Origin of the sequence: Geomicrobium sp. JCM 19037 (assembly GCF_000698105.1) — a bacterium.
Classification (GTDB): domain Bacteria; phylum Bacillota; class Bacilli; order Bacillales; family Marinococcaceae; genus Geomicrobium_A.
Map to the genome: position 1 here is coordinate 24,458 of NZ_BAWZ01000026.1, position 22,867 is coordinate 47,324.

The 22,867-nt window shown below is 44.0% G+C and carries 15 protein-coding genes, 1 tRNA gene and 4 pseudogenes; 17 read left to right on the forward strand and 3 right to left on the reverse strand.

Annotated elements, in window-relative coordinates; all coding sequences use genetic code 11:
* The first annotated feature begins 7 nt into the window (after positions 1–7).
* The 6 genes and pseudogenes from JCM19037_RS14555 (at position 8) to spoVT (ending at position 7,006) form a co-directional block, all read left to right on the forward strand.
* Complete coding sequence (locus tag JCM19037_RS14555; protein WP_042402377.1) at positions 8–958, forward strand: ribose-phosphate diphosphokinase; 951 nt, start codon at positions 8–10, stop codon at positions 956–958.
* A 132-nt stretch (positions 959–1,090) separates the two neighbouring features.
* A complete protein-coding gene (locus tag JCM19037_RS14560) occupies positions 1,091–1,735 on the forward strand; it encodes a 50S ribosomal protein L25/general stress protein Ctc (RefSeq protein WP_042402379.1) in 645 nt (214 codons plus the stop codon).
* Positions 1,736–1,813: 78 nt separating this feature from the next.
* Positions 1,814–2,373 (forward strand): annotated as a pseudogene (gene pth, locus JCM19037_RS14565) (aminoacyl-tRNA hydrolase).
* 60 nt (positions 2,374–2,433) lie between these two features.
* On the forward strand, positions 2,434–2,667 hold the full coding sequence (locus JCM19037_RS14570; RefSeq protein ID WP_081829330.1) for an anti-sigma-F factor Fin: 234 nt from the start codon (positions 2,434–2,436) through the stop codon (positions 2,665–2,667).
* A gap of 68 nt (positions 2,668–2,735) precedes the next feature.
* Complete coding sequence (mfd, locus tag JCM19037_RS14575; RefSeq protein WP_307189819.1) at positions 2,736–6,149, forward strand: transcription-repair coupling factor; 3,414 nt, start codon at positions 2,736–2,738, stop codon at positions 6,147–6,149.
* 317 nt (positions 6,150–6,466) lie between these two features.
* Positions 6,467–7,006 carry a stage V sporulation protein T gene (spoVT, locus tag JCM19037_RS14580; RefSeq protein WP_042402384.1) on the forward strand — a complete coding sequence of 180 codons (540 nt, stop codon included), beginning with the start codon at positions 6,467–6,469 and terminating at the stop codon, positions 7,004–7,006.
* A gap of 155 nt (positions 7,007–7,161) precedes the next feature.
* Here the strand turns inward: spoVT and JCM19037_RS14585 are convergent, their stop codons facing one another.
* Positions 7,162–8,658, reverse strand: coding sequence for a methyl-accepting chemotaxis protein (locus JCM19037_RS14585; protein WP_042402387.1), 1,497 nt, complete (start codon positions 8,656–8,658; stop codon positions 7,162–7,164).
* A gap of 104 nt (positions 8,659–8,762) precedes the next feature.
* Between JCM19037_RS14585 and JCM19037_RS14590 the strand changes: the two genes are divergently transcribed.
* Positions 8,763–9,413, forward strand: coding sequence for a GntR family transcriptional regulator (locus tag JCM19037_RS14590; protein ID WP_052363919.1), 651 nt, complete (start codon positions 8,763–8,765; stop codon positions 9,411–9,413).
* Between the two features lie 119 nt (positions 9,414–9,532).
* Here the strand turns inward: JCM19037_RS14590 and JCM19037_RS14595 are convergent, their stop codons facing one another.
* Together JCM19037_RS14595 and JCM19037_RS14600 are read right to left on the reverse strand one after the other, a co-directional pair.
* On the reverse strand, positions 9,533–10,606 hold the full coding sequence (locus tag JCM19037_RS14595; RefSeq protein ID WP_373900996.1) for an MFS transporter: 1,074 nt from the start codon (positions 10,604–10,606) through the stop codon (positions 9,533–9,535).
* Positions 10,607–12,018: 1,412 nt separating this feature from the next.
* Positions 12,019–13,614 carry a glutathione ABC transporter substrate-binding protein gene (locus JCM19037_RS14600; protein ID WP_042402393.1) on the reverse strand — a complete coding sequence of 532 codons (1,596 nt, stop codon included), beginning with the start codon at positions 13,612–13,614 and terminating at the stop codon, positions 12,019–12,021.
* Positions 13,615–13,706: 92 nt separating this feature from the next.
* On the opposite strand from JCM19037_RS14600, the pseudogene mazG reads away from it, so the two are divergent.
* From mazG to JCM19037_RS14650, 10 genes and pseudogenes are all read left to right on the forward strand, one after another.
* A pseudogene (mazG, locus tag JCM19037_RS14605) lies at positions 13,707–15,201 on the forward strand (nucleoside triphosphate pyrophosphohydrolase).
* The gene (locus tag JCM19037_RS14610; protein ID WP_042402396.1) at positions 15,198–15,467 is read left to right on the forward strand and encodes an RNA-binding S4 domain-containing protein; all 270 of its coding nucleotides are present in this window, start codon (positions 15,198–15,200) and stop codon (positions 15,465–15,467) included. The pseudogene mazG and the gene JCM19037_RS14610 overlap by 4 nt, the downstream one beginning before the upstream one ends.
* 791 nt (positions 15,468–16,258) lie before the next feature.
* The gene (yabP, locus tag JCM19037_RS14615) at positions 16,259–16,564 is read left to right on the forward strand and encodes a sporulation protein YabP (RefSeq protein ID WP_042402399.1); all 306 of its coding nucleotides are present in this window, start codon (positions 16,259–16,261) and stop codon (positions 16,562–16,564) included.
* A 32-nt stretch (positions 16,565–16,596) separates the two neighbouring features.
* A pseudogene (gene yabQ / locus JCM19037_RS23095) lies at positions 16,597–17,135 on the forward strand (spore cortex biosynthesis protein YabQ).
* A 42-nt stretch (positions 17,136–17,177) separates the two neighbouring features.
* Positions 17,178–17,591, forward strand: coding sequence for a septum formation initiator family protein (locus JCM19037_RS14625; protein ID WP_042402401.1), 414 nt, complete (start codon positions 17,178–17,180; stop codon positions 17,589–17,591).
* 102 nt (positions 17,592–17,693) lie between these two features.
* Entirely contained in the window at positions 17,694–18,092 is a 399-nt protein-coding gene (locus tag JCM19037_RS14630) for a S1 domain-containing RNA-binding protein (RefSeq protein WP_042402405.1), read from the forward strand.
* 141 nt (positions 18,093–18,233) lie between these two features.
* A tRNA-Met gene (locus tag JCM19037_RS14635) sits at positions 18,234–18,310 on the forward strand.
* A 285-nt stretch (positions 18,311–18,595) separates the two neighbouring features.
* On the forward strand, positions 18,596–21,094 hold the full coding sequence (spoIIE, locus tag JCM19037_RS14640; RefSeq protein ID WP_042402407.1) for a stage II sporulation protein E: 2,499 nt from the start codon (positions 18,596–18,598) through the stop codon (positions 21,092–21,094).
* A 69-nt stretch (positions 21,095–21,163) separates the two neighbouring features.
* A pseudogene (locus JCM19037_RS14645) lies at positions 21,164–21,902 on the forward strand (VWA domain-containing protein).
* The gene (locus JCM19037_RS14650) at positions 21,862–22,851 is read left to right on the forward strand and encodes a hypothetical protein (RefSeq protein ID WP_042402409.1); all 990 of its coding nucleotides are present in this window, start codon (positions 21,862–21,864) and stop codon (positions 22,849–22,851) included. Before JCM19037_RS14645 ends, JCM19037_RS14650 begins: the two are co-directional and overlap by 41 nt.
* Positions 22,852–22,867 lie beyond the last annotated feature (16 nt).

Consider the following 22,867-nt stretch of genomic DNA (forward strand, 5'->3'; position numbering starts at 1 on the left):
AATTCTCATGACGACGTATGATGATTCATCGTTAAAGATTTTTACGTTAAATTCCAATCCTGCATTGGCAGAAGAGATCGCAGAGCATATCGGAGTACGCATGGGAAAAAGTTCAGTCAAGCGCTTTAGTGATGGCGAAGTACAAATGAACATTGAAGAGAGTATACGTGGGGATGATGTGTACCTTGTTCAATCGACATCGAACCCTGCGAACGAACATATGATGGAGCTTCTCATTATGATTGATGCATGTAAACGAGCATCAGCGAAAACGATCAATGTCGTCATGCCGTATTACGGCTATGCTAGACAAGACCGCAAAGCGAGATCAAGAGAGCCGATTACGGCAAAGCTCATGGCGAACCTTCTTGAGACAGCCGGTGTAACGAGGTTGTTAACCTTTGATTTGCATGCATCTCAAATCCAAGGATTTTTTGACATCCCGGTTGACCAGCTCCTCGGCTCCCGGATCCTCTCTTCTTATTTTAAAGACAAGAATTTAGATGACCTTGTCATCGTGTCACCAGATCATGGCGGGGTTGTACGTGCACGTCGTATGGCCGACATGATGGATGCCCCAATCGCCATCATTGATAAGCGGCGCCCGCGACCAAATGAAGCAGAAGTGATGAACATTGTCGGAAACATTGACGGCAAAACGGCGATTATTATCGATGACATTATAGATACTGCAGGTACACTGCAAATTGCTGGTGATGCATTGATCAAACAAGGAGCAAAAGAAGTCTATGCTTGCGCGACACACCCGGTATTCTCAGGTCCAGCAATTTCTCGTCTAGAAGATTCAAAGATTAAAGAAGTCGTTGTAACGAATACAATCGTTCTCCCAGAAGAAAAGCAAATCCCTAAAATCAAGCAGTTATCCGTCGGATCATTAATGGCAGATGCGATTGTACGTGTTCATGAACAAACGTCAGTAAGTACATTGTTTGACTAAACAGTCATTCATTTGCAACAGTTCGTGAATCGTGCTAGCATATAAGCTTAGAGGGATACAGTTTTAGTACACATGTTTAAGGGAAAATATAAACAGTACTAGGAAAATAAATGACGAGGTGACAATAGAACAATGGTTAAATTACAAGCACATTCTAGAGAAGACTTGCGTCGTTCTGTAACGCGTAAGCTAAGAAAAGACGGCTATGTACCAGCTGTTCTTTACGGAAAGAAAACAGAAAGCACAGCGGTTTCTGTACCAAGCATTGAATTTATGAAAACGCTCCGTGAAGCGGGTCGTAACGGTATTATCGACTTGTTCGTTGACGGAGACGGCAAGAAGCACCAAGTCATGGTTCACGACGTACAAAACGACATCTTAAAAGGTGACACGACGCATATCGACTTCTTCGAAGTGGACATGAAGTCAGAGCTTGATGCTGACGTAGCCGTTAACCTTGTTGGTGACGCACCAGGCGAAGCTGAAGGCGGCGTTTTATCACACATGATGTTTACAATTTCTGTACGCGCATTGCCAACAGAGATTCCAGAGCAAATTGAAGTCGATATCTCCGGTCTTGGAATCGGTGACTCAATTGCAGTTGCAGACCTCAAGTCTGGTAAGAACTTCGAATTCAATAACGATGACGAAGAAACAGTTGTAGCTGTACTTGCGCCAACGATTGAAGAAGAGCCGGCTGAAGGCGAAGAGACTCAAGAAGAGCCAGAACTTGTTGACAACGATGAAGATGCTAGTGAAGGTTCTGACGAACAATAGAATTATATGCGGAGCACAAGGCATAGCCTCTTGGTTATGCCTTTTTCGCATCACAAAAAACGAGGAAGGAAGAGTGCAGTGAAACTAATCGCCGGTCTAGGAAATCCCGGACTGAAATATACGAAAACGAGACATAATGTTGGGTTTATGGCAGTAAACGATTTAGCAGCGGCGTGGAATATAAAACTAAAAAAGCATACAGCTTTTCGGGGTGAATATAATGAGATCAATGTGAACGGAGAGAAGGTCGCACTATTAAAACCGCTCACATTCATGAATCGGTCTGGCGAATCGATTAAAGCTGTCATGGATTTCTATAAACTTAGCCAGAAGACTTGCTCGTCGTTTATGATGACTTAGATTTACCGGGAGGCACGGTTAAATTCCGCAAATCAGGTGGACATGGGGGCCATAACGGCATCCGCTCAATTATTGACCATCTAGGTACGAAAGAATTCAATCGAGCTCGAATGGGCATCAGTCGACCTCCTGAAGGCGTCCAGGTGGTCAATTACGTGCTGTCCAAATTTAGCAAAGAGGAAAAAGCGAGCATTGAAGAGGCGAAGCAAATCGTCGTTCAGGCAAGCAAAACATGGTCGGAGAATGATTTTGATCGGGTGATGAACAGCCATAATTGATGTATATCTGTCTCCTTAATCGTTGAAACTAACGATAAAACAGAAGATAAGGAGACAGCGATGATGGTTGTATATTATCGATGCCGACAGTGTTTAAAAGAAATGGGTAAAGTGTCGTCAGAAAAAGCAACGCATTATAACTTAGGGTTTGATGCGCTAACGGAAGAAGAACAAGCGGAAATGATTTCGGCTGACCAAGACGGTCACGTACATGTAGAGTTACTCTGTGAGCATTGTCATCAAATGACGGCAAATAACCCGGATCTGCACGCGCAAACGAACTGGTACCATTAGGTCGAAAGCGTATGCGAATGTAGATTGTATGTTGAATTGTTTGAAAGTTCAAGAGGAGGACCGGCTTCATGAAAGCGATTGAAGAAAAGCTGCGCGTAAACCAACACATCCAAAGCGTCGCAGACGGTTTGGATGAAGGGATGCGCGAACAGCTATTAACAGGCCTGAGCGGTTCAGCGAAAACGTTATTGTTATCCGGTCTTTATGATCAGGGCAGCAAACCACAAATATTAATTACGTACAACTTGTTGCAAGCGCAAAAATGGCAAGAAGACTTAAGTGATCTCGTCGGTGGGGACAACGTATACTTATACCCAGTAAATGAGTTAATCTCTTCGGAAATTGCGATTGCAAGCCCAGAGATGAGAGCGCAACGCATTGAAGTCATGAATGCGTTTTTTGCTGATTTTAAAGGAATTGTCATCGTCCCTATCGCTGGACTGAGAAGACTTCTGCCACCTAAAGATTTATGGCAAAAAAGTCAGTACACACTCACTGTAGGCGAAGATATTGAGGTTGAATCCTTTTTGGCTCACTTACAGGCGATGGGCTACACCCGAGTTGATCTCGTTCAAACACCGGGTGAATTTAGTGTGCGCGGCGGAATTATAGATATCTATTCATTAACCGAAGAGTACCCGCTACGCATTGATTTATTTGATACAGAAATCGACTCGATGAGGTTTTTCAATGCCGAGGATCAACGCTCTCTTGAAGAGATTACGACGGTGCGTATTGGACCTGCGGAAGAGACGATTATGTTTGATGAAGAGTGGGACCGAGGGGCTCATAAGTTGCACAGCGAGATGCAGCAAACGATGAAAAAGGTGAAGGATGAAGAAACGCGCGACAAATTAGAGCAAAACCTAACGTACGAAATTGACCAGCTTAAGGAGCGAATTCGTTTCCAAGGGTTGTATAAGTATGTGTCATATTTCTATGAAACGAGCAGTACGCTCATTGACTATTTGCCTGAAGATGCAACGATTTTCGTTGACGAGATTAGCCGTGTGCAAGAGACGGCTGAACGTTTAGATGGAGAGGAATCTGGCTGGAAGCTCACGATGTTAGAGCAAGGGGAAGCTCCTCACAACTTGCACCTGTCTACTGACTTCCAAGGGCTGCTTCAAGCGATGCATCAACAAGTCGTGTACTTCTCAATATTTATGCGCAATATCCCAGGTGTGCAACCTCAAAACGTCGTGAATATAAACTGTAAAGCCATGCAGCAGTTTCACGGACAAATGCCGGTGTTGCAAAGTGAGATGGACCGTTGGATGAAAGCGGAGTTTACCGTCGTATTTATTGCATCCGATGAGGACCGGGCAAAACGTTTGCAAAGTGTGCTGAGTGATTATGACATTCACGCCTCCGCGGTTTCTAGGGATACGTCACTCCAGCCTGCTCAGGCGTATATTATTGAAGGGGACTTACACAACGGCTTTGAATTGCCTTTCGATAAGTTTGCGCTCATTACCGAACGTGAAACATTCACGAAAAAAGTGACCAAATCGCCACGTAGACAGAAACTTTCAAACGCTGAGAGAATCAAAAGTTATTCAGAACTAAACATCGGCGACCTCGTTGTACATGTAAGCCACGGGATCGGGAAGTACTTAGGGATTGAAACTCTCGCTGTAAACAATATGAACCAAGACTACGTGCACATTTCCTATGCAGGTAACGATAAACTTTATGTACCTGTTGAGCAAATTGATCAAGTTCAAAAATATGTAGGTTCCGAAGACAAAAATCCGAAAATATATAAACTTGGTGGTCAAGATTGGAAGAAAGTAAAACGTAAAGTTCAATCGTCGGTTGAAGACATTGCCGATGACCTAATCAAACTATATGCGGAACGAGAAAGCTCTAAAGGGTATGCGTTCCAAGAGGATAGTGCGGAGCAGCGTGAGTTTGAAAATGCGTTCCCGTACGAAGAGACAGAAGACCAATTGAAAGCCATCGGTGAGATTAAAGAAGATATGGAACTCGAACGACCGATGGACCGATTGCTATGTGGAGATGTAGGTTACGGCAAAACTGAAGTGGCAATACGTGCAGCGTTTAAAGCAATTATGAGTGGCAAGCAAGTGGCATTATTGGTTCCGACGACAATCCTTGCCCAGCAGCATTTTGACACGTTTACGGAGCGCTTTGCTGACCATCCCATTAATATTGGCTTGTTGAACCGCTTTCGAACGAGAAAACAACAAAATGAAGCGATCCGCTCGCTAAATGCAGGCGGTCTAGATTTGGTCATAGGAACACACCGCATTCTGTCAAAAGACGTTCAGTTTAAAGATTTGGGTCTTCTCATCGTCGATGAGGAACAGCGGTTTGGGGTGACTCATAAAGAGAAGATTAAACAGATGAGGGCAAACATTGATGTGCTTACGTTAACGGCGACACCTATTCCGCGTACGCTGCACATGTCAATGCTCGGGGTGCGAGACTTGTCGCTCATTGAGACGCCACCTGAAAATCGTTTCCCGGTACAGACGTATGTGTTGGAATACAATGCATCGCTTGTAAAAGAGGCGATCGAGAGAGAAATTAGTCGGGGAGGACAAGTGTACTTCCTCTACAATCGTGTCGACAATATTGAACGAATGGCTGAAGAGATTTCGATGCTCGTGCCGGATGCGGACGTGTCTTATGCGCATGGGCAAATGAATGAACGAGAACTCGAGTCGGTCATGATTGATTTCTTGGAAGGGCATAAAGACGTGCTCATTACGACGACGATTATTGAGACGGGTGTCGACATTCCAAATGTAAATACGTTAATTATTGCTAATGCTGACCAAATGGGATTGTCACAACTGTATCAAATTCGAGGACGAGTCGGACGGTCCAATCGAGTGGCGTATGCATACTTTACGTACAAGCGCGATAAAGTGCTCACTGAAGTTGCGGAGAAGCGTTTACAAGCGATCAAAGAATTTACAGAACTTGGTTCAGGTTTTAAGATTGCGATGCGAGATTTGTCCATTCGTGGGGCTGGGAATCTGCTAGGTGCAGAACAGCACGGCTATATTGACTCGGTCGGGTTCGATATGTATTCCCAGATGTTAAAAGAGGCTATTGATGAACGCAAGTACAAAGGCACGAAAGAAGAAGGAAAGCCAAAAGCAGATGATATGCAGCTAGATATTAAAGTAGAAGCATACCTTCCAGAAACATATATTAAAGATGCAAAACAAAAAATTGAAATGTATAAACGTTTCCGGAGTGTGTATACATTCGATGAATTAACAGACCTTCAAGATGAAATGATTGACCGCTTCGGGGAGTATCCAGATGAGGTTCGCTCTTTATTTTCTGTTGCAACGGTGAAGTTGTATTGCTTGCAAGAAGGTGTTGTTTCTGTGACAGAGACGAATGGGAAGTGTACGATCCTTTTCTCTGAAGAAGCCTCAAATGAGATAGACGGTGCTGAACTGTTCCGAGTTGTCAATGAGATGGTAGAGACGTTGGGGTAGGAACCGAAGGGAAAAGCATAAAGATCAACATTCAGAAACGGAAGATGAGTTCGCTCGTCTACATTACATTACTTGAGAAGCTCATGGCGCGAATTCCAGATATTAAAAAGCGGAACACGCCACAAAACGTTTCGTAACGAGAGTCGGCGGAATTTATTTCCGTCGATTTTTCCTATTATGGCAGGCTTTCTAAAGAAAAAGGGAAATTTATTTCTTTATGGGTGAATAGTTCTTTTTTGGTTACGAATACTAAAAACAGTCATGAGAGCCAAATCATCGCTGTAGTAGAGAAACCATATTGAAAGAGAGGCATTTCCATGAAAGCTACTGGTATTGTTCGTCGCATTGACGACCTTGGTAGGGTTGTAATCCCAAAAGAAATTCGGCGCACGTTGCGCATTCGTGAAGGTGATCCTTTAGAAATATTTGTTGATCGAGACGGTGAAGTCATTCTAAAGAAATACTCACCCATCTCAGAGCTAGGTGATTTTGCAAAGGAGTATGCAGAAGCGTTGTATGATAGCTTGGGGCATCCTATTCTCGTTGCTGATCGAGACTCTTATATTGCTGTATCTGGCGGATCAAAAAAAGATTATGCGAACAAGAGCATTGGGGATATTGTGGAAGAATCGATTAACAATCGCTCGACGAATGCAGCATTTGAGCCTGGGGACTATAATTTAGTGAGTGATCATCGCGATAATATGCAAGGGTATGTTGTTGCGCCAATCATTGCAAGTGGGGATCCTATCGGTGCTGTCGTTATGATTGCAAAAGAAAAGCCGCCCGAGGAAAGTGTTGCACGCATGTTAATTGAAACAGCTGCAGGCTTTCTCGCGCGACAAATGGAACAATGATACCGAACTTATTAATTTTTCAGCTGGTATCCCTTTACAGATTCCGGCTGTTCCTTTATCATTGTAAGTAACATATCGATTCACCCCAAATATCATAACCCAAGGAAGCAGGCCATTGTCATCGTGGTCTGCTTTTATCGTTCTTAGTAGAATGTTTACCCACTGTGAGAATTCTTAAACATACGATCATGAATTAAGCTCTCTAGCGCCTGGTTTTGATCATCCAGTTCTTCGAACTGAGACTCGATGGTTTCTACATGGCCTCTTTGTTCTTCCACGCTGGCAACAACTTCCTCCATTGCAGTGAGAGACTCGTCGCTAGAAGCAGCAACTTCTGATAATTCGTCGGTAATCGTAAGAGAAGATGTTGTTAAGTGCTTCACAATTGAGTTTAGTTCACTTGCATAGTCTGAGAAGGTGTGGGCATGATTGAGGAGCACCGATATGCTCTCCTCGTTTTCCTCCGTTATTGCAAGACTTACTTGCATCGCTTTTGTACTTTCCCGCACTTCTTCTTGAACCCTCTTTGTTTGCTCCTCAATTTCCGTTAACATGTTGCGAATCTCTTCGGTCGATTGTTTTGAATGATTGGCGAGCTTTTTGATTTCGTCTGCAACGACCCCAAAGCTTTTGCCGTGTTGTTTGGCACGAGCGGCTTCTATAGCAGCATTAAGAGATAAAAGGTCGGTTTGTTCAGCGATTTGATCGACGGTTTCTAAAATGCCGCCAATGTTTCCAGACATATTGGTGAGTCGTTCCATCGATACGGTTGTTGTATCCATTCGCCCTTGTAACTGTTGAATTTCTGTTTTTAATTTCCCGATCCGCACTCGCTGTGCTTTCGTTTCCTCCAAACTCGCTTGAGACGCTGTATTTGAACGTGCAGCTGCACCACCTAGATGTTGCACTTGTTCGTCTTGTTTTGTCATCATGTCATTCATCGTGTTTACGCTAAGTGATTGTTGCTCTATACCAGCAGACACCTCATTGAAAGCGGTCTCAATTTCTGAAGTGATTTCTCGCGTAGATTGAACATTTGATCTCACCCGCTGGCCAAACGTAGAAATCGCCGCTTGTGTGCGTTGAATTGATTGGAGAAGCTTTTGCATCTGGGCGTTGCTTTCTTTGGCGTGAGCGGCTTCTTTAGCCGTTTCCTGTTGCATCGTTGAAGCAATGTGAGCTTGGAACATTAAGATAATGGTTGTTAAAATGATGTATAAGTTTAACGAGAATAAAATGTCGAACCCAAGCCCTTGAAACATGGAGTCATTAAATGAAATAAAAAAGAAGTTGGTTAAACCAAGATTCAATACTCCAGATATTCCGATTAATGAATAACGATTGTATAATGAGACGACCGCCAAACTAATAAAGATGATGAGCAAATTCGACAGCTTCGGTGACGTTGCTGTTAAAATAAGGCTGAAGATGGAAATGAACACGACGACAAGATATGGAACTGTTCTAGGTATCCACTTTTTGTACGCACTGACGGTAATAATGAGTACGAGTATTGCTCCAGAGGCAGCATAAGCGACAATGCCTTGGACGGGGACACCGCTAATAAAATTGTTTGCGAGACCTAATAGATATAGAATAATAAGCAGATTAGAAAGCATTCGATTGCGTGAAATGAGTGTCTCTCGATTCATACATATACCCCCGAGGTTAATCGTGTACTAGTACTTATATCGGCGAATTCCCAAATAATTCAAGCGCATAAGGAGGTAAGCCCCATGAGCCTATAAAAAAGTCATTGCCTTACTACATCCAGCTGTATCATGAGATGAAACGGATGATCTATCAACAAGAGCTACCGCCAGGAGAGCGAGTGAATGAGAGTAAACTTTCGAAAGACCTTGGTGTGAGTCGTTCGCCCATTCGCGAGGCGATGCGCTTATTGGAAAAAGACGGCCTCGTTATTGATGATGAATCTGCGGGGTTTATCGTCTATACGTTTAAAAGCGCAGATGTGAAACATATTTATCAAATTCGGTCAGCGTTGGAATCCCTCGCTGTGCAGTTGCTCATTGAACAGGCGACAACAGCTGAGCGGTTGGAAATTGGCAACTTGCTGGATGACATTGATGATCGGATTCATAAAAACGACACGGACCCGAAGATTATTGATATGAATCAGCAGTTTCATGAAATGATTGCCGCAGGAAGCCAAAATCCATACTTGGTCAAACAACTGCATTCTATTAAAGTGTTGACGTATTATTTTCGGGTTTTGAATTTCGAAGGGGCTGGCAGAGCTCGTCGAATTCAACAGGAACATCGCGCAATTTATGAGAAAATCGAGGGGTCCGACGCGGCAGGTGCTGCTTATGAGATGCAAAAGCACCTCGCCCAAGATCTACAACATTTACGACGTGTGATTAATAAAGACGACAGCGGGGTGTAAGCATCCCACTGTCGTCTTTTTTATGAAGCATCAAATTATTTCCCGGGAAAAGGTGTGTCGCCACCAGAGCGCGACCGCGAACAATATGAACGCCCCGGCGAGGTATAGAAGGCGAATGTCTACAAGTTCGGCAATAATGCCGACAAGTAGTGACCCGACGCCGAACGCCAGCATGGAAAGAGCATGTTCCGCTGCGTAAACGTTGGCGAGTAGCCTTCCTCAACCTTCGCTTGGTAAATCGTCTGGGTGCCGACATTCTCCAGCTGTAAAAACCACCCAAGCCCAATCATGAGGATGAGGGCAACAACGGGAACGGTATTTACACTAAACAACAACGTGAGTATCGCAGAGCCTAAAAATCCTACAAATACGACACGAGCCAAGTAGAGCTGAACAAACTGATCGTATCGTTGCAACAAGATGCCTGCGACCATTAGTCCGATAAATAAGCTTGCATTTAGCAGCCCCCACCAAGCTTCAGACACCGCTAAAACCTCTTCGGTAAACACGTAGAGTATCGCGGCAATCCAAATGACACTAATGATCGACGAGAAAAAGGATATGCCGGTCGTGTGGCGAAGCCACCGGGTTTGTAAAATCGTTACCCACCCTTTCTTCAATGTGGAGGAAAACGACTCCGTCGATCCTTCCTCGTTCGCGAAAACGTCGGGCAGACGTCTCATTAGAATAAAGAAACAAACCGCAGCGATCGTATAGACGGTGAGCACGATCCAAAGAACGAATTGTGAATGAGTCACCGCCAGTAGGACGCCACCAAGTGCCCAGCACCCCATTTCCGTCGTTTCATTTACAACGGCAGCTTTACTGTTTGCTGCAACACGCTTGGAAGGATCAATGATCCGAGGAATGAGCGTGTAGCTACACGGATCTGCCCACGCATCAAAGCTTGCGAGCAAGCCGATAACAATAAACCAAACGGGTACTGGAGCGAAAGGCACCGCCCATAGCAATGCCAACATGAGAACGACTTTCGTTCCTTGCGCAATAAATAGTAGACGAGTTAACGTGACACGTTGAAAGAGCAAAGGGACGATGAGGCTTGATAGAAACCGTACCCCAGTAATCGTGACAGGTATAAGACTCATGATGAACGGTGACGCGGTTTCAGCATAGATGACATGCATCAAGCTAACGATGTAAAGGACCATCCCGCTTGATTGAACCTCTGCCACTAACAAGTAGGGCGAACGTGCGGTTACGCATGGAACGTAAGCCTCCTTTTCGTCTTCATTGTTTAGCCAATGAGTAAAAGGAAGGCTTGTTTACATCGGAACACCCCTCTCTATAAAGGCGTAGCTCAGTTTATTCATCGCATCGAATCACATTGGATTCACCTCGTCATATGTATTGAATACAGTTTAGCACGAAATACGAAGACAATTTAAGAAGAAAAAAAAAGTAGAGGTTGTAACTGCATTAACCCTTCTTTCCATACACTCATCGAAAGGTATTCGACCATTTTTCGTTCGCGAAGACCAACATGACGACAGCGCAGACCGTTCATTTCTCCATCGGCACCTCTGGTGCCGATGGTGGCCAGCTCTAGAGGTTTATGTAGATAAGCAAGGTTGAAGCTTGGTGTAGAAGCAAAGGTTCATATAATGCCCTTTATTTGGTGAATTGCGGTGTTTTAAAGCGGTCTAGATCGCCAACCTCCTAGGAATTCCCCAAATGAGTGTCGCCACGAATTGTGTAGAAAATCGTGAAAAAACGGTCTATATAGAATGAACTTAAGATTTTCCTGAGTTGCTCTGTTGGGAGTTGCTTTCCACTGCAGGCGGATGCTTGCACTCCAAAGTATAAGGGCAACATCGGCAGCCAAAATACGTCCGCCGTGTTTTCTTTACAGTCCAGAGCATAAGGCGATATCGGTTCACGTTTTTGCCTCCTGGCTACGGTGTGTGGAAAGAAGTCCAAATGCCCCATATATTCATATTTGTGACACTTGAGAAAGAAAATCATGATTTAAACGTGAATGTGCACATAAATGGTGTCAGCTGTCACAAATATTGCGATTTGTGACAGTTGCGTGCCGAAAGTGCCCGATTTGAGGGCTGGATTGTCACATACGTGACCGACCATTACATGCTTGTGCCAGGTGGTGAGCCTCGGTCACGACTTTTTACCCTTCGGAAAACGTTTTTCGTGTTGCCCCCAACCTTTGCAGTGACGAACAACGATCGGCAACGATGTTGTCGAAGTGCAACGAGATGAATTTCAACACGCAATACGCAAGCACTCACCCGCAAGGGTCCATCTCGGTCATCCGATTCAATGAATTTCTTTAGTTCAACTTATATAGATCATCAATCTCCTGAAATCCCTCAAATTTTACACAACTGGAGGCTTATGTGAGCAAACACCGCCTCAACCGCGGTAGAGTGCAACTGCAACCGTAAAACGACTGCACATATGTGGATGTCGGGGTTTCCCACTAGCATTGCTCGCTTATTATCTCTTCGGTCATGCGTACGGCAAATCTTCGTTTGTTCATCTTTACAACGTAAAAAAGACCGAACTCCATGTGGAGTTCGGTCGATTTCTTAACCTATCTCATTCGCCTCAATAGAAATTAAATCTCGGTTTAGTATCCGCCAGCATCTCCAGAAATAGAAACGTTACTGAAGTCATAGATGCCGTTATTTTGTAATACAAACCCATCAACAGAGTCAGAAATTCCAGTAATATAATCGTTATGAACAGTGAAGATTTGTGGCGCGTCGTTAATGATAATTTGTTCAGCTTGTGCGTACAAGTCTTCACGAACTTCATCATCGGTTTCGCGACGTGCTTCGTCAAGAAGCTCGTCAACTTCTTCATTCACATAGAAAGAGTTATTCCCTTCAGAACCTAGGTTATCTGAGTGGAAGTTCGGGTGCATGGCATAGTCTGCATCTGCCGTTACTGTAGACCAACCAGAGATGAAGATCTCGGTATTACCAGAGTTCATCGCCTCTAAATACGTACCCCATTCCATCATTTCAATGCTAATATCGACACCGATTTGACCAAAGTAATCTTGAGCAACTTCGGCTAATTGAATACGTGAGTGGTTTTCATCGTTCGTGTATAGTGTTGCGGAGAATCCATCTTCATAACCTGCTTCGGCAAGAAGGTCTGCTGCAGCATCAAGATCATGTTCAATCGCTTCAGTATCTTCACTATAACCAAATGTAATCGGGCTTAAAGGTCCTTTGGCTACTTGACCGTAACCGGAGTATAATCCTTCTACAATCGCTTCACGATCAATGGCCATCGCAAGTGCACGACGTACGTCAGGATCGTCGAATGGTTCTACTTCAGTGTTAAAAGCAATCGATTGAAATCCGAGTTGTTCTTGAGACAAGAGAGATGCACCATTGATGTTATCAACACTTGCAGCATTTGCAGGTTCAATCTGGTCAATGAAATGCACTTCGCCTTGATCGAGCATTCCCATTCTCGTGCTCTGTTCAGGAACAACATTGAAAGAAACAGTGCTCACTTGTGGCTCATCGCCCCAGTAATCATCATTTTTCCCTAAGTCAATCGCGTTTCCTTGCTCCCAATGCTCAAGTTGGAATGGCCCAGTACCATAAGCTTCAGTACCGAGTAATAGGTCACCATTGTTATGGTCTTCAATCGCTTGCGGGCTAATAATCGCAGCGGCACTATGTGTAAGGTGGTCATCAAGGGATGCAAATGGTTCACTTAATTCAAAATGAACAGTATAGTCATCAACCGCAATCACATCTTCAACGAGTTCAAACATGTTAGCGCGTGGTTTTAGCTCATCTGGATCAAACAATCGATCAAAAGAAGTGACTACCGCTTCTGCATCTAACGGTTCACCGTCATGGAATGTAACTCCTTCACGAATATTAAATTCCCAAGTAAGGTCATCAATAATTTCGAATGATTCTGCAAGTGCAGGAACAACTTCCATGTTCTCGTCATGTTCAACGAGTGTCTCATAAATATTCGTTGTGACTTGAGAAGAAGGTACGTCTGTAGCAAAGTGAGGGTCCAGTGTGTCAATATCAGAAGATACTGCCATTACAAAATTATCTCCACTTGCAACTTCACCTTGGTCGTCACTACCTGCAGCGCTTTCGTCAACGTCGCCAGGGTCTGATGTACATCCAGCAAGTAGAACCGCCGTACCAGCAATTCCGGCAAATAAGTGTTTCTTACTTGTCATTACTCATTCCTCCAATTATAGTATGGTGCATCTGAGATGATTGAGGCATTACCTATGATATAATAACACAGACAAGCAATAGAAACGAGGAGATGTCATTGGCGAAATTTCCAACAATTTGTGTATTTGGACTCGGGGCGGGAACGCTCGATCAAATGACACTTTCCACCTACCGACAACTACAAGAGACAGACCTTCTATACTTGCGTACGAAAGCACATCCTGTCGTACGTGAACTTCAGGACCTTCACATCCAAATGGAATCCTTTGATCATATATACGAATCACATGAAACATTTGGCCCAGTGTATGAAGCAATTGCCGAGCAATTAATAGAGAAAGCGAAAGATACGCCTGAGAAGACGGTGTTTTATGCTGTGCCAGGTCACCCACTTGTTGCCGAAGAGACGGTCCAACGTCTGATTGACGCTGAAAGAAAAGGTGAGATCATCTTGACGATTGTAGGAGGACAAAGTTTTTTAGATCCAGTATTTAACGCCCTTCGCATCGATCCGAGTGAGGGGATGCAACTGCTTGATGGTACGCAATTTCGCGGGCGAGATTGGCAGGTGACAAACCACCTCATTGTTACACAAGTGTATGATTCAATCAGTGCTTCCAACGTAAAGCTCGAACTGATGGAGCAAGTTCCAGATGATTATATTGTCAAAGTCGTCGTGAGTGCAGGAAATGATGATGAATCAGTCAAAGAAATTCCTTTATATACATTAGATCATGACTTTGAGATGACGAATCTTGCAGTTGTTTATGTTCCTCCTATAAGCGACCTAGAGGAGCGTTACCACACATTCCAAACGTTAAGAGACGTCATTGCGACGTTGCGTGGACCTGGCGGTTGTCCGTGGGATCAAAAACAGACACACACATCATTGAAAAAGTATTTGCTTGAAGAGACGTACGAAGTGTTGGAAGCGATTGATGAAGAAGACGATGACCACTTAGTCGAAGAGCTAGGCGACGTTTTGCTGCAAGTGATGTTACACAGTCAAATCGGAGAAGACGAAGGCTATTTCTCTGTTGATGATGTCATCCGTACCCTCACCGAGAAGATGATTCGCAGACATCCACACGTGTTTCATGTGGATTCACACAGTGAGAACATCACTTCAGAACAAGTCGTTTCGAACTGGGAGCAGATTAAACAGCGTGAAAAAGAAACAGATCAAAAGCTGTTAGATGGGATTCCAACGTCCATGCCTGCCATCATGATGTCGTATGAACTGCAGAAAAAAAGCGGCCAAAGCAGGCTTTACTTGGCGTGAGGCAGAGCCGATGTGGGAAAAGCTCCAAGAAGAGATACAGGAATGGCAAGAAGCACTAGCCCAAGGGTCTGACACCGAGTCAAAGAAAGAATTAGGTGATGTGTTGTTTATCATCGTCAACCTTGCAAGATTTTACAAACTCCAGCCTGAAGAAGCTTTGCTTATGACAAACCATAAATTTAAATCTCGCTTTTCGTATATCGAAGATCGCTTAAAAGAAGAAAATAAAACGCCAAACGATAGCAATTTAGAAGAAATGGATGCCTTGTGGAATGAGGCAAAAACCAGGGAGGATCAAACATGAGAATCGATAAATTTCTTAAGGTATCAAGAATCATTAAGCGAAGAACAGTAGCAAAAGAAGTCGCCGGTGCAGGAAGAATTCAAGTGAACGGCAATGCAGCAAAAGCAGGAACAGAAGTCATTCCTGGCGACGAAATTGCGATTCGCTTTGGTAAGAAGACGCTAACGGTGCGGGTCGAATCCACCGCATCTGCAGCACACAAAGACCAAGCCGCTCATATGTACACAACGTTAAATGAACAGTATCACGATGACAACAATAACTAATGATTCACCCCCTTGCAAAGTAATCCCACTTTGCAGGGGGGTAATAAACAACACTGGTCTAAGCAGATCCCTCATAAAGTTATGAAATTCACTCACGTATCAGCTAAGCGTTCCTCCGATCATTCTGGGGGCTTTAGAAAAATAATACGTTTATTTCACAGATATCCCGTCATAGAACTCTCTATGACGGGATATCGTCTTTCTATTTGAGAGATCACTGAAAAATGGCGTCCCGTTCTTAATTAATGAAATAAACAATACTTCAGTTACTCGTTAACACAATCGTTGTAGGATTTGAATTAGGTAGTCGTCTGCTATGGAAGATTTCCTCAAGTTTTCTAGCGTAATAGGCTGAAATCTTACCATTGGCCATTCTATGGTACAATTTCTCGTTTCGATGGGAGAATATTCAACAATATGCCTTGTAAAACAAGAAAGATCATACCATAAAACCACCTATGGCAAGATTTTCGTCCCGCGCCCCCGATCCAATGCTCAGTCAGCGTATGTGGGGATCCCCTACGATATTCATGTATAACAAGGGAAACACAAGTATATGTTTATGAACGTGCTGAATTGAGTGAATTTCATTAAACAGAGAGCGAACATGAATTATTAATCTCACCAACATCTATGTTGACAAAGTGTATAGCACTTAGAGGTGCGTGCACTCAATCGACTCGCTCGGGCCACCACAAATTCTCCATTCCTACATAGCTTGTTCTTTTCCGTACTGTTCGTGCATACATTTTGGTAACGAGAGCTGAATATTGAATGCTAGGAGGTTCTTTATGGCTGAATATACGACAAATCAACGTTATCAACCGATGGAATCAGCACATCATGAAGTGGTTATGAAAGGCAGAAAGTCGCTCGAAATAAGCGGAGTAAAAGAAGTGCAGAGTTTTGACAGCGAAGAGTTTTTGCTGGAGACAGTTATGGGTTTCTTGTCAGTTCGAGGGCAAGAGCTTCATATGAAGAACTTGAGCGTAGAAGAAGGGTTAGTGTCTATCGTCGGGAAGGTCGATGATCTCATTTATGTGGATGCGGGCGGTGCAGGCAAACCAAAAGGGATGCTCGGGAAGTTATTTAAGTGACACTGGCCATTCAATTCCAAACATTTTTGGCTATGTTGGCGGCAGGCTCTTTCATTGCAATTCAATTGGATGTGTATCATCGACTCCTCCCACAACGAGCAAGGTCCAAATGGCCACAGGCCATTTTGGACCTAGGTTTTGGATCGTACAGGCTGTGCTCGTCTTTTACGTATTGTTCAATATGAATGATGGTGAACTACGGATCTATATTTTCATAGCGATCCTCTTTGGGTTCTGGGTTTATTGGTTAACGTTTCGTCCTGTTTTTCTACAACTGCTAGAGGGAATTATTACTGTTGTTGATGGTATTTATCGATTTATAAGGAAAGTCTTTTATTTGTTCTTATGGCTTCCTGTGGTATGGTTGTATCAAGGAATTGTACATCTATTGAATTTTATCTTGACAGTACTCCACTGGATTGTGGTTCAATTAAGTAAAATCTTGTTCTTTTTTCTCCGACCGATCTATGAACTTGTTCAAGGACCGAAGATCGTGAACAAGGTGAAGACATCTAGTAAACGAATCTACCGATGGTTCTCTCCAAAAGGTGATGATGAAGACGAGCGATAGCCGTCTTCTCTTCGTCTTGGGGGCTCGAAAAGGAGGTGCAATATGTCTAAAGATCGAAAAAAGGTGACCGCGATTCATCGGGACAAGCATTATGAGCAAGAACAAGAACGGCTAGCTGCTCGGGAAGAGAGAAGGCGTATTGGGCTTAGGCGCAGGTTGACGATGATTGGCATCGTTGGAGCCGTCGTTCTTATTTTTGCGAGTATCGGTCTCGTTTCTCAACAATCGATGATTGATGCGAATGAAAAAGAACAACAGCTATTGGATGAACAATATGCTGAGCTTCAACTTGAACAACAACGTTTGGAGCAAGAGATCGAGAATTACAATGATATTGACTATATTGCAGAAGTTGCACGACGAGATCTTTATTTAACCAAGCCTGGGGAAACGATTTTCAAAGTTCCGGAGTACGAAGAAGATGAAGAAGATGAAGACGAAGAAGAGGATTCTTAATCACACAACTGATTTTGCATCATAGGATAGATATCGGGTAAGCTTGGAATACATACGTGTTACGTATGATTTACAATTAATATGAGGAGGAACGTTTCGTCAATGTCGATTGAAACTGGCAATAAGTATCAAGGGAAAGTTACCGGTGTTACAAAATTCGGAGCATTTGTTGATTTGCCTGGAGGAAAGACAGGTCTCGTTCATATCAGTGAGGTTGCCGACCAGTACGTGAAGGACATTAATGAGTTCGTAAAAGTTGGCGACGAAGTTACTGTAAAGGTACTAAAAGTTGAAAATGACGGAAAGATTGGACTGTCCATCCGAAAAGCAACGGATCGCCCGAAACAAGAGGAAAAGCCCCGCAGAAATCAACCGTTTAAGAAGCGAGAGCAGACGTTATCTTTTGAAGATAAAATGAACCGCTTCTTAAAAGACAGTGAAGAGAATCTTGCGACCATTCGCAAGAAGAGTGACAATCGAAAAGGCGGTGGCCGCAGGTAACGTGTCTGTTTCATTACTGAGGACGGAACTTGTTCATCTACGTATATACAGAAGTTCTTTCGAAAGGACTTCTTTTTTTGTTGAAATAGCATTGACTTCTTAGTCCCTACTCGTTATAATTTAGCTTGTCTTGTTTTTGATGGCGGTGTAGCTCAGCTGGCTAGAGCGTACGGTTCATACCCGTGAGGTCGGGGGTTCGATTCCCTCCGCCGCTACCATTTATATTCAACAGTACCCATACACATGTATGGTTTTTTTATGTCTTTTTTTCCTTCGTTCGAGCCCCATGCGACTGCAATTTGTCGAAACAACCCCCTCTGAATGTGTTGAATTTGCGCTATAATCATGAAGCTAATGGGCACACATTGCCGTCCGTCTCCCGTTTTTAGAATCATATAAAAATTCGTCGAACGATTATTGTCCAACTTTCTCTATTTTGACAAACACCGCGAGCCAATGCGGGTATACTCAACCCACGAATAAAAAAACGGTGGTGGGCGTCTATGTTGCAAAAAGGAACGACAGAGGGGAATTTTGGACGAGCTGTTCCTTACTCAGAGTGGCTCGGTAAGTTAAAACAATTATGGTTACGCTCGGTACAAAAGCTTGAGAAAGGAGCGAATCTTGTTTTTCTCAAGTGGGGGCTTTTGTTATTCATCGTCGGTGTGATGCTTGGCCGGGCGGCAATACTCTCCGATTTATATCCATTCGCATTGCCGTTCTTTGCAGCTGTGTTCGTACTTCGAAAAAACAAAGCATTACTTGCTGCGACGGCGGTGCTAATCGGAACGATTTGGGGGTTAACGTTCAACGTCCCTTATGTACTGGCCGGGTTGTTCTTGTTTCTTGTTTTTTATCAGCTAGTTAGTAAGTATAAAAGCAATACGCGTTGGGCGCTTCCGGCGACCGTGTTTGCCGCCTCGTTTATTAGCAGGCTTGCGATTACGTACTTTACGATGGGTACAGTAAGTCAGTATCACCTATTTATGGGTGCGATTGAAGCTGGATTAGCACTCATGCTCACAATGATTTTTTTGCAAAGCTTACCTCTATTGTCACCAAGAAGAAAACAACGGGCATTAAAGAATGAAGAGATTGTTTGTTTCGTCATTCTTATTGCGTCGGTAATGACAGGAGCAATTGGCTGGGTCATTTACGGGTTAGGTGCTGAACATGTGTTAGCCAGATACTTAGTGTTGTTATTTGCTCTTGCTGGGGGAGCGGCGATCGGCTCTACTGTCGGGGTGGTGACCGGGCTAATCCTTAGTCTAGCGACAGTCGTGAATTTATATCAAATGAGCTTATTAGCGTTTGCTGGTCTATTAGGTGGTCTATTAAAAGATGGGAACAAGCTCGGCGTTAGCTTCGGGTTGTTTGTTGGAACGGCACTCATTGCTCTGTATGGGCAAGGGCTTGGCAATGCAGGCATTACTGTCATGGAATCAGTTGCGGCAATTGCGTTGTTCTTACTCACGCCTAAAAGTGCGATTCAGTACTTAGCTAAATACGTTCCCGGTACGGTTGAACACTCCCACGAACAACAACGGTACATGAGGAAAATTCGAGATGTAACGGCGGCTAGAGTAGAACGGTTTTCAGATCTTTTTTCAACGTTATCATCGAGTTTTACAAACGATCGAGAATCCTCGCACCTTCAGGATAAGAACGTTGACGGTGATCGATTCCTTGCCGACATTACGTCTTCCACTTGTCAGAAGTGCTTTCGAAAGGAAACGTGTTGGGTGGAACGTTTTGATACAACCTATGATCTGATGGGCCAAGTTATGACAGATATTGAAGAAGATGAACGGGTAAGCACTTGGTCTTATGAAAAATTAAAACGGCATTGCATCTATCCTGATCGTATTGCGAAAACGATGAAAGAACAGTGGGGGCCTCATGAACTTCGAAAAGTATACGCCCGGCAATTAGAAGAGAGCCGGCGTCTCGTTGCCGACCAATTGCAAGGAGTATCGCAAGTGATGGGAGACTTTGCAAAAGAGATTCAAAAAGAAAAAGAAGCGCATGAGCAACAAGAGGAACAAATTCATACTGCGTTACACGACGCCGGCATCGATATTGGACAAGTTGAAGTGTACAACCTCACCCCGCGTGATGTTCGTATTGAAATTGAGCTCGGGGAGCATCTAGGCATTGAGGAAGCAGAGAAGCTCATCGCACCGATGTTATCGGGGATATTAAGTGATCACATTATTGTCGATGAAGAAGAACGGGAAAGGGGCGTAGATGCCTTTAGTAAAGTGAGCTTTGTATCGGCGAAAACGTATACAATTGACCGAGGTTCCGCGACGGTTGCGCAAGGGGGGGCGTGGCTTTCTGGGGACAATCATGCTGCGATGCAGCTTGGGTACGGGAAGTTTGCTGTTGCGATTAGTGATGGTATGGGTAATGGAAAGAAAGCGTACGAGGAAAGCAAAGCGACACTTAATCTTTTAGAAAATTTGTTGCAATCAGGCATTGATGAGAAAGTAGCCATCCAATCGATGAATTCCGTCTTATCGTTACGCGCGGACGAAGAGATGTTTTCGACACTCGATTTAACGATGATTGATCTACAAACGGCAGACACGTCATTTATTAAGATTGGTTCAATGCCGAGTTTCATTAAACGAGCCGGGCATGTGTTCAGTGTGGAATCTGCAAATCTACCAATGGGAATCATCTCAGAAGCGAACTTTGATGTGGTGACTGAGACGCTACAAGATGAAGATCTATTAATTATGATGAGCGATGGGATGTTTGACGGACCGAAGTTTATTGAGAACAAAGAGCGATGGATGAAGCGCATTATTGCTGAGATGGAGACCGATGACCCGCAAGAGTTGTCCGATTTACTTTTAGAAGAGGTCATTCGTGTGAGTGAGGGCACAATTGGAGATGACATGACGGTTGTCGTCACAAAAATTAAAAGAAATACGCCTAGGTGGGCAACCATCCCGATGAATAAATGGAAGCCGCCTGTGTATAAGCAAGCCCAGTAACGTATAGGCACCTCCTTTATCGTCAAAGATGGAGAAAAGACGATGACTCAGATTAGGGAGGAAAAGAGGATGAGTGCAGGCACGTTACGTCAAATTCTGTTATTAACCGATGGGTGTTCAAATGAAGGTGGAGACCGGCTGCTGTTGCGGCACTAGCAAGGGAAGAAAATATTACGGTTAATGTGATTGGGTATTAGAAGAAGGAACGTTGAACGAAAAAGCAAGTCAAGAAATTGAATCAATTGCAGAGTCTGGAGGCGGAATTAGCCAAATTGTCTATATGAAACAGCTTGCAAAAACAGTGCAAATGGTGACGAGACAAGCGATGACCCAGACACTTCAAGGTGTTGTGAATAAAGAATTATCACAAATTTTAGGGAAAGACCAAGAGTGGGATGAACTCCCTCCAGAAAAACGGGGTGAAGTGATGGAGGTGGTTGACGAGCTCGGCGAGAGTGCCAATCTTGAAGTGGTCATTCTTGTGGATGCCAGTGCGAGCATGCGAAACAAACTACAAACCGTGCAAGAGGCACTCGTCGACCTTTCCATATCGATGGATTCAAGAAGTGGAAGCAACCAGTATACGTTGCTCACCTTCCCAGGCAAGAGAAAAGATGTTGAAATGCTCCGAGGCTGGACGACAGGCATTACAGAGATGAGCGGCCTCTTCAATAAAATTGCGGCAGGTGGTATTACTCCGACAGGCCCCGCACTTCGGGCAGCTGTCAATGAATTTCGTACGTTGAAAAGAAGGAGTATGATCTTTGATGGAGAAGATGAACTCGACCTCGAAGAACGAGGCTCCTAATTTACCAAAAGGTCAAAAAATCACCGGCAAATGGAACCGAAATAGCTACACAGTCATTCGTCCACTCGGTAGAGGCGCAACCGGAGCGGTATTCTTAGTCGAACAAAATCAACAATATTTTGCGCTGAAAGTCGGTCATAGCAGCATGTCCATTACGTCAGAAGTGAATGTGCTCAAGCACTTTGAGAAGGTCCAAGGGCAAATACTTGGTCCTTCTTTTGTCGATGCCGATGATCTTTTCGTGTATGGTGAACGCTTTCCTTTTTATGTGATGGAATATTTACAAGGCACAACGGTGTTTAAACATGTTGAGCGTCATGGGAAAGAGTGGGCGCCTGTGCTTATTGTTCAGTTGCTTGGGGATTTGTCCCGTTTACACCGAGCCGGTTGGGTGTTTGGAGACTTAAAACCGGACAATTTGATCGTGACAGGTCCACCATTTCGAATCCGCTGGTTGGACGTCGGTGGAACGACAATTAAAGGTAGAGCGGTAAAAGAATACACGGAATTCTTTGATCGGGGCTATTGGGGAATGGGTGATCGAAAAGCCGATGAGCAGTATGATCTCTTCTCCGCGGGGATGGTGTTTATCCATCTCATTAGCAGGCAGAGGTTTGAACGAGACAAAGACGGGTGGCAGACGATCTCTAAACATATTGAACAACACGCCAGGTTGCGACCATACAGACAATGGCTAAAGCGTGCACTCACGGGGTATTATACGAACGCTGATGATATGAGGGTCGCTCTCATGAAGATGATCCAAACGGCAGAGAGCATGGAGTCAAAAAACACGTCTCCCCCTAAAAAGAAAGCAAAAAAACCGGTGGCTACGAACACGCGTCGTCCGAAGAAAACCGTGCCGATGGTTGGAATTGTTGATGTAATTTTAGTCATCTCTTTCCTGATCATTACTTCTATTTTATACTTGGTGGGACAATTGATTTAAGATCCGGTAAAGGGCG

Excerpts from the sequence above, each read along its gene's own strand:
- JCM19037_RS14625 (WP_042402401.1), top strand. The coding sequence starts at position 17,178 with ATGTCTAAAGATCGAAAAAAGGTGACCGCGATTCATCGGGACAAGCAT.
- spoVT (WP_042402384.1), top strand. The coding sequence starts at position 6,467 with ATGAAAGCTACTGGTATTGTTCGTCGCATTGACGACCTTGGTAGGGTT.
- JCM19037_RS14585 (WP_042402387.1), bottom strand. The coding sequence starts at position 8,658 with ATGAATCGAGAGACACTCATTTCACGCAATCGAATGCTTTCTAATCTG.
- mfd (WP_307189819.1), top strand. The coding sequence starts at position 2,736 with ATGAAAGCGATTGAAGAAAAGCTGCGCGTAAACCAACACATCCAAAGC.
- spoIIE (WP_042402407.1), top strand. The coding sequence starts at position 18,596 with ATGTTGCAAAAAGGAACGACAGAGGGGAATTTTGGACGAGCTGTTCCT.
- JCM19037_RS14610 (WP_042402396.1), top strand. The coding sequence starts at position 15,198 with ATGAGAATCGATAAATTTCTTAAGGTATCAAGAATCATTAAGCGAAGA.
- JCM19037_RS14630 (WP_042402405.1), top strand. The coding sequence starts at position 17,694 with ATGTCGATTGAAACTGGCAATAAGTATCAAGGGAAAGTTACCGGTGTT.
- JCM19037_RS14555 (WP_042402377.1), top strand. The coding sequence starts at position 8 with ATGACGACGTATGATGATTCATCGTTAAAGATTTTTACGTTAAATTCC.
- JCM19037_RS14650 (WP_042402409.1), top strand. The coding sequence starts at position 21,862 with ATGGAGAAGATGAACTCGACCTCGAAGAACGAGGCTCCTAATTTACCA.
- yabP (WP_042402399.1), top strand. The coding sequence starts at position 16,259 with ATGGCTGAATATACGACAAATCAACGTTATCAACCGATGGAATCAGCA.
- JCM19037_RS14560 (WP_042402379.1), top strand. The coding sequence starts at position 1,091 with ATGGTTAAATTACAAGCACATTCTAGAGAAGACTTGCGTCGTTCTGTA.
- JCM19037_RS14570 (WP_081829330.1), top strand. The coding sequence starts at position 2,434 with ATGATGGTTGTATATTATCGATGCCGACAGTGTTTAAAAGAAATGGGT.
- JCM19037_RS14600 (WP_042402393.1), bottom strand. The coding sequence starts at position 13,614 with ATGACAAGTAAGAAACACTTATTTGCCGGAATTGCTGGTACGGCGGTT.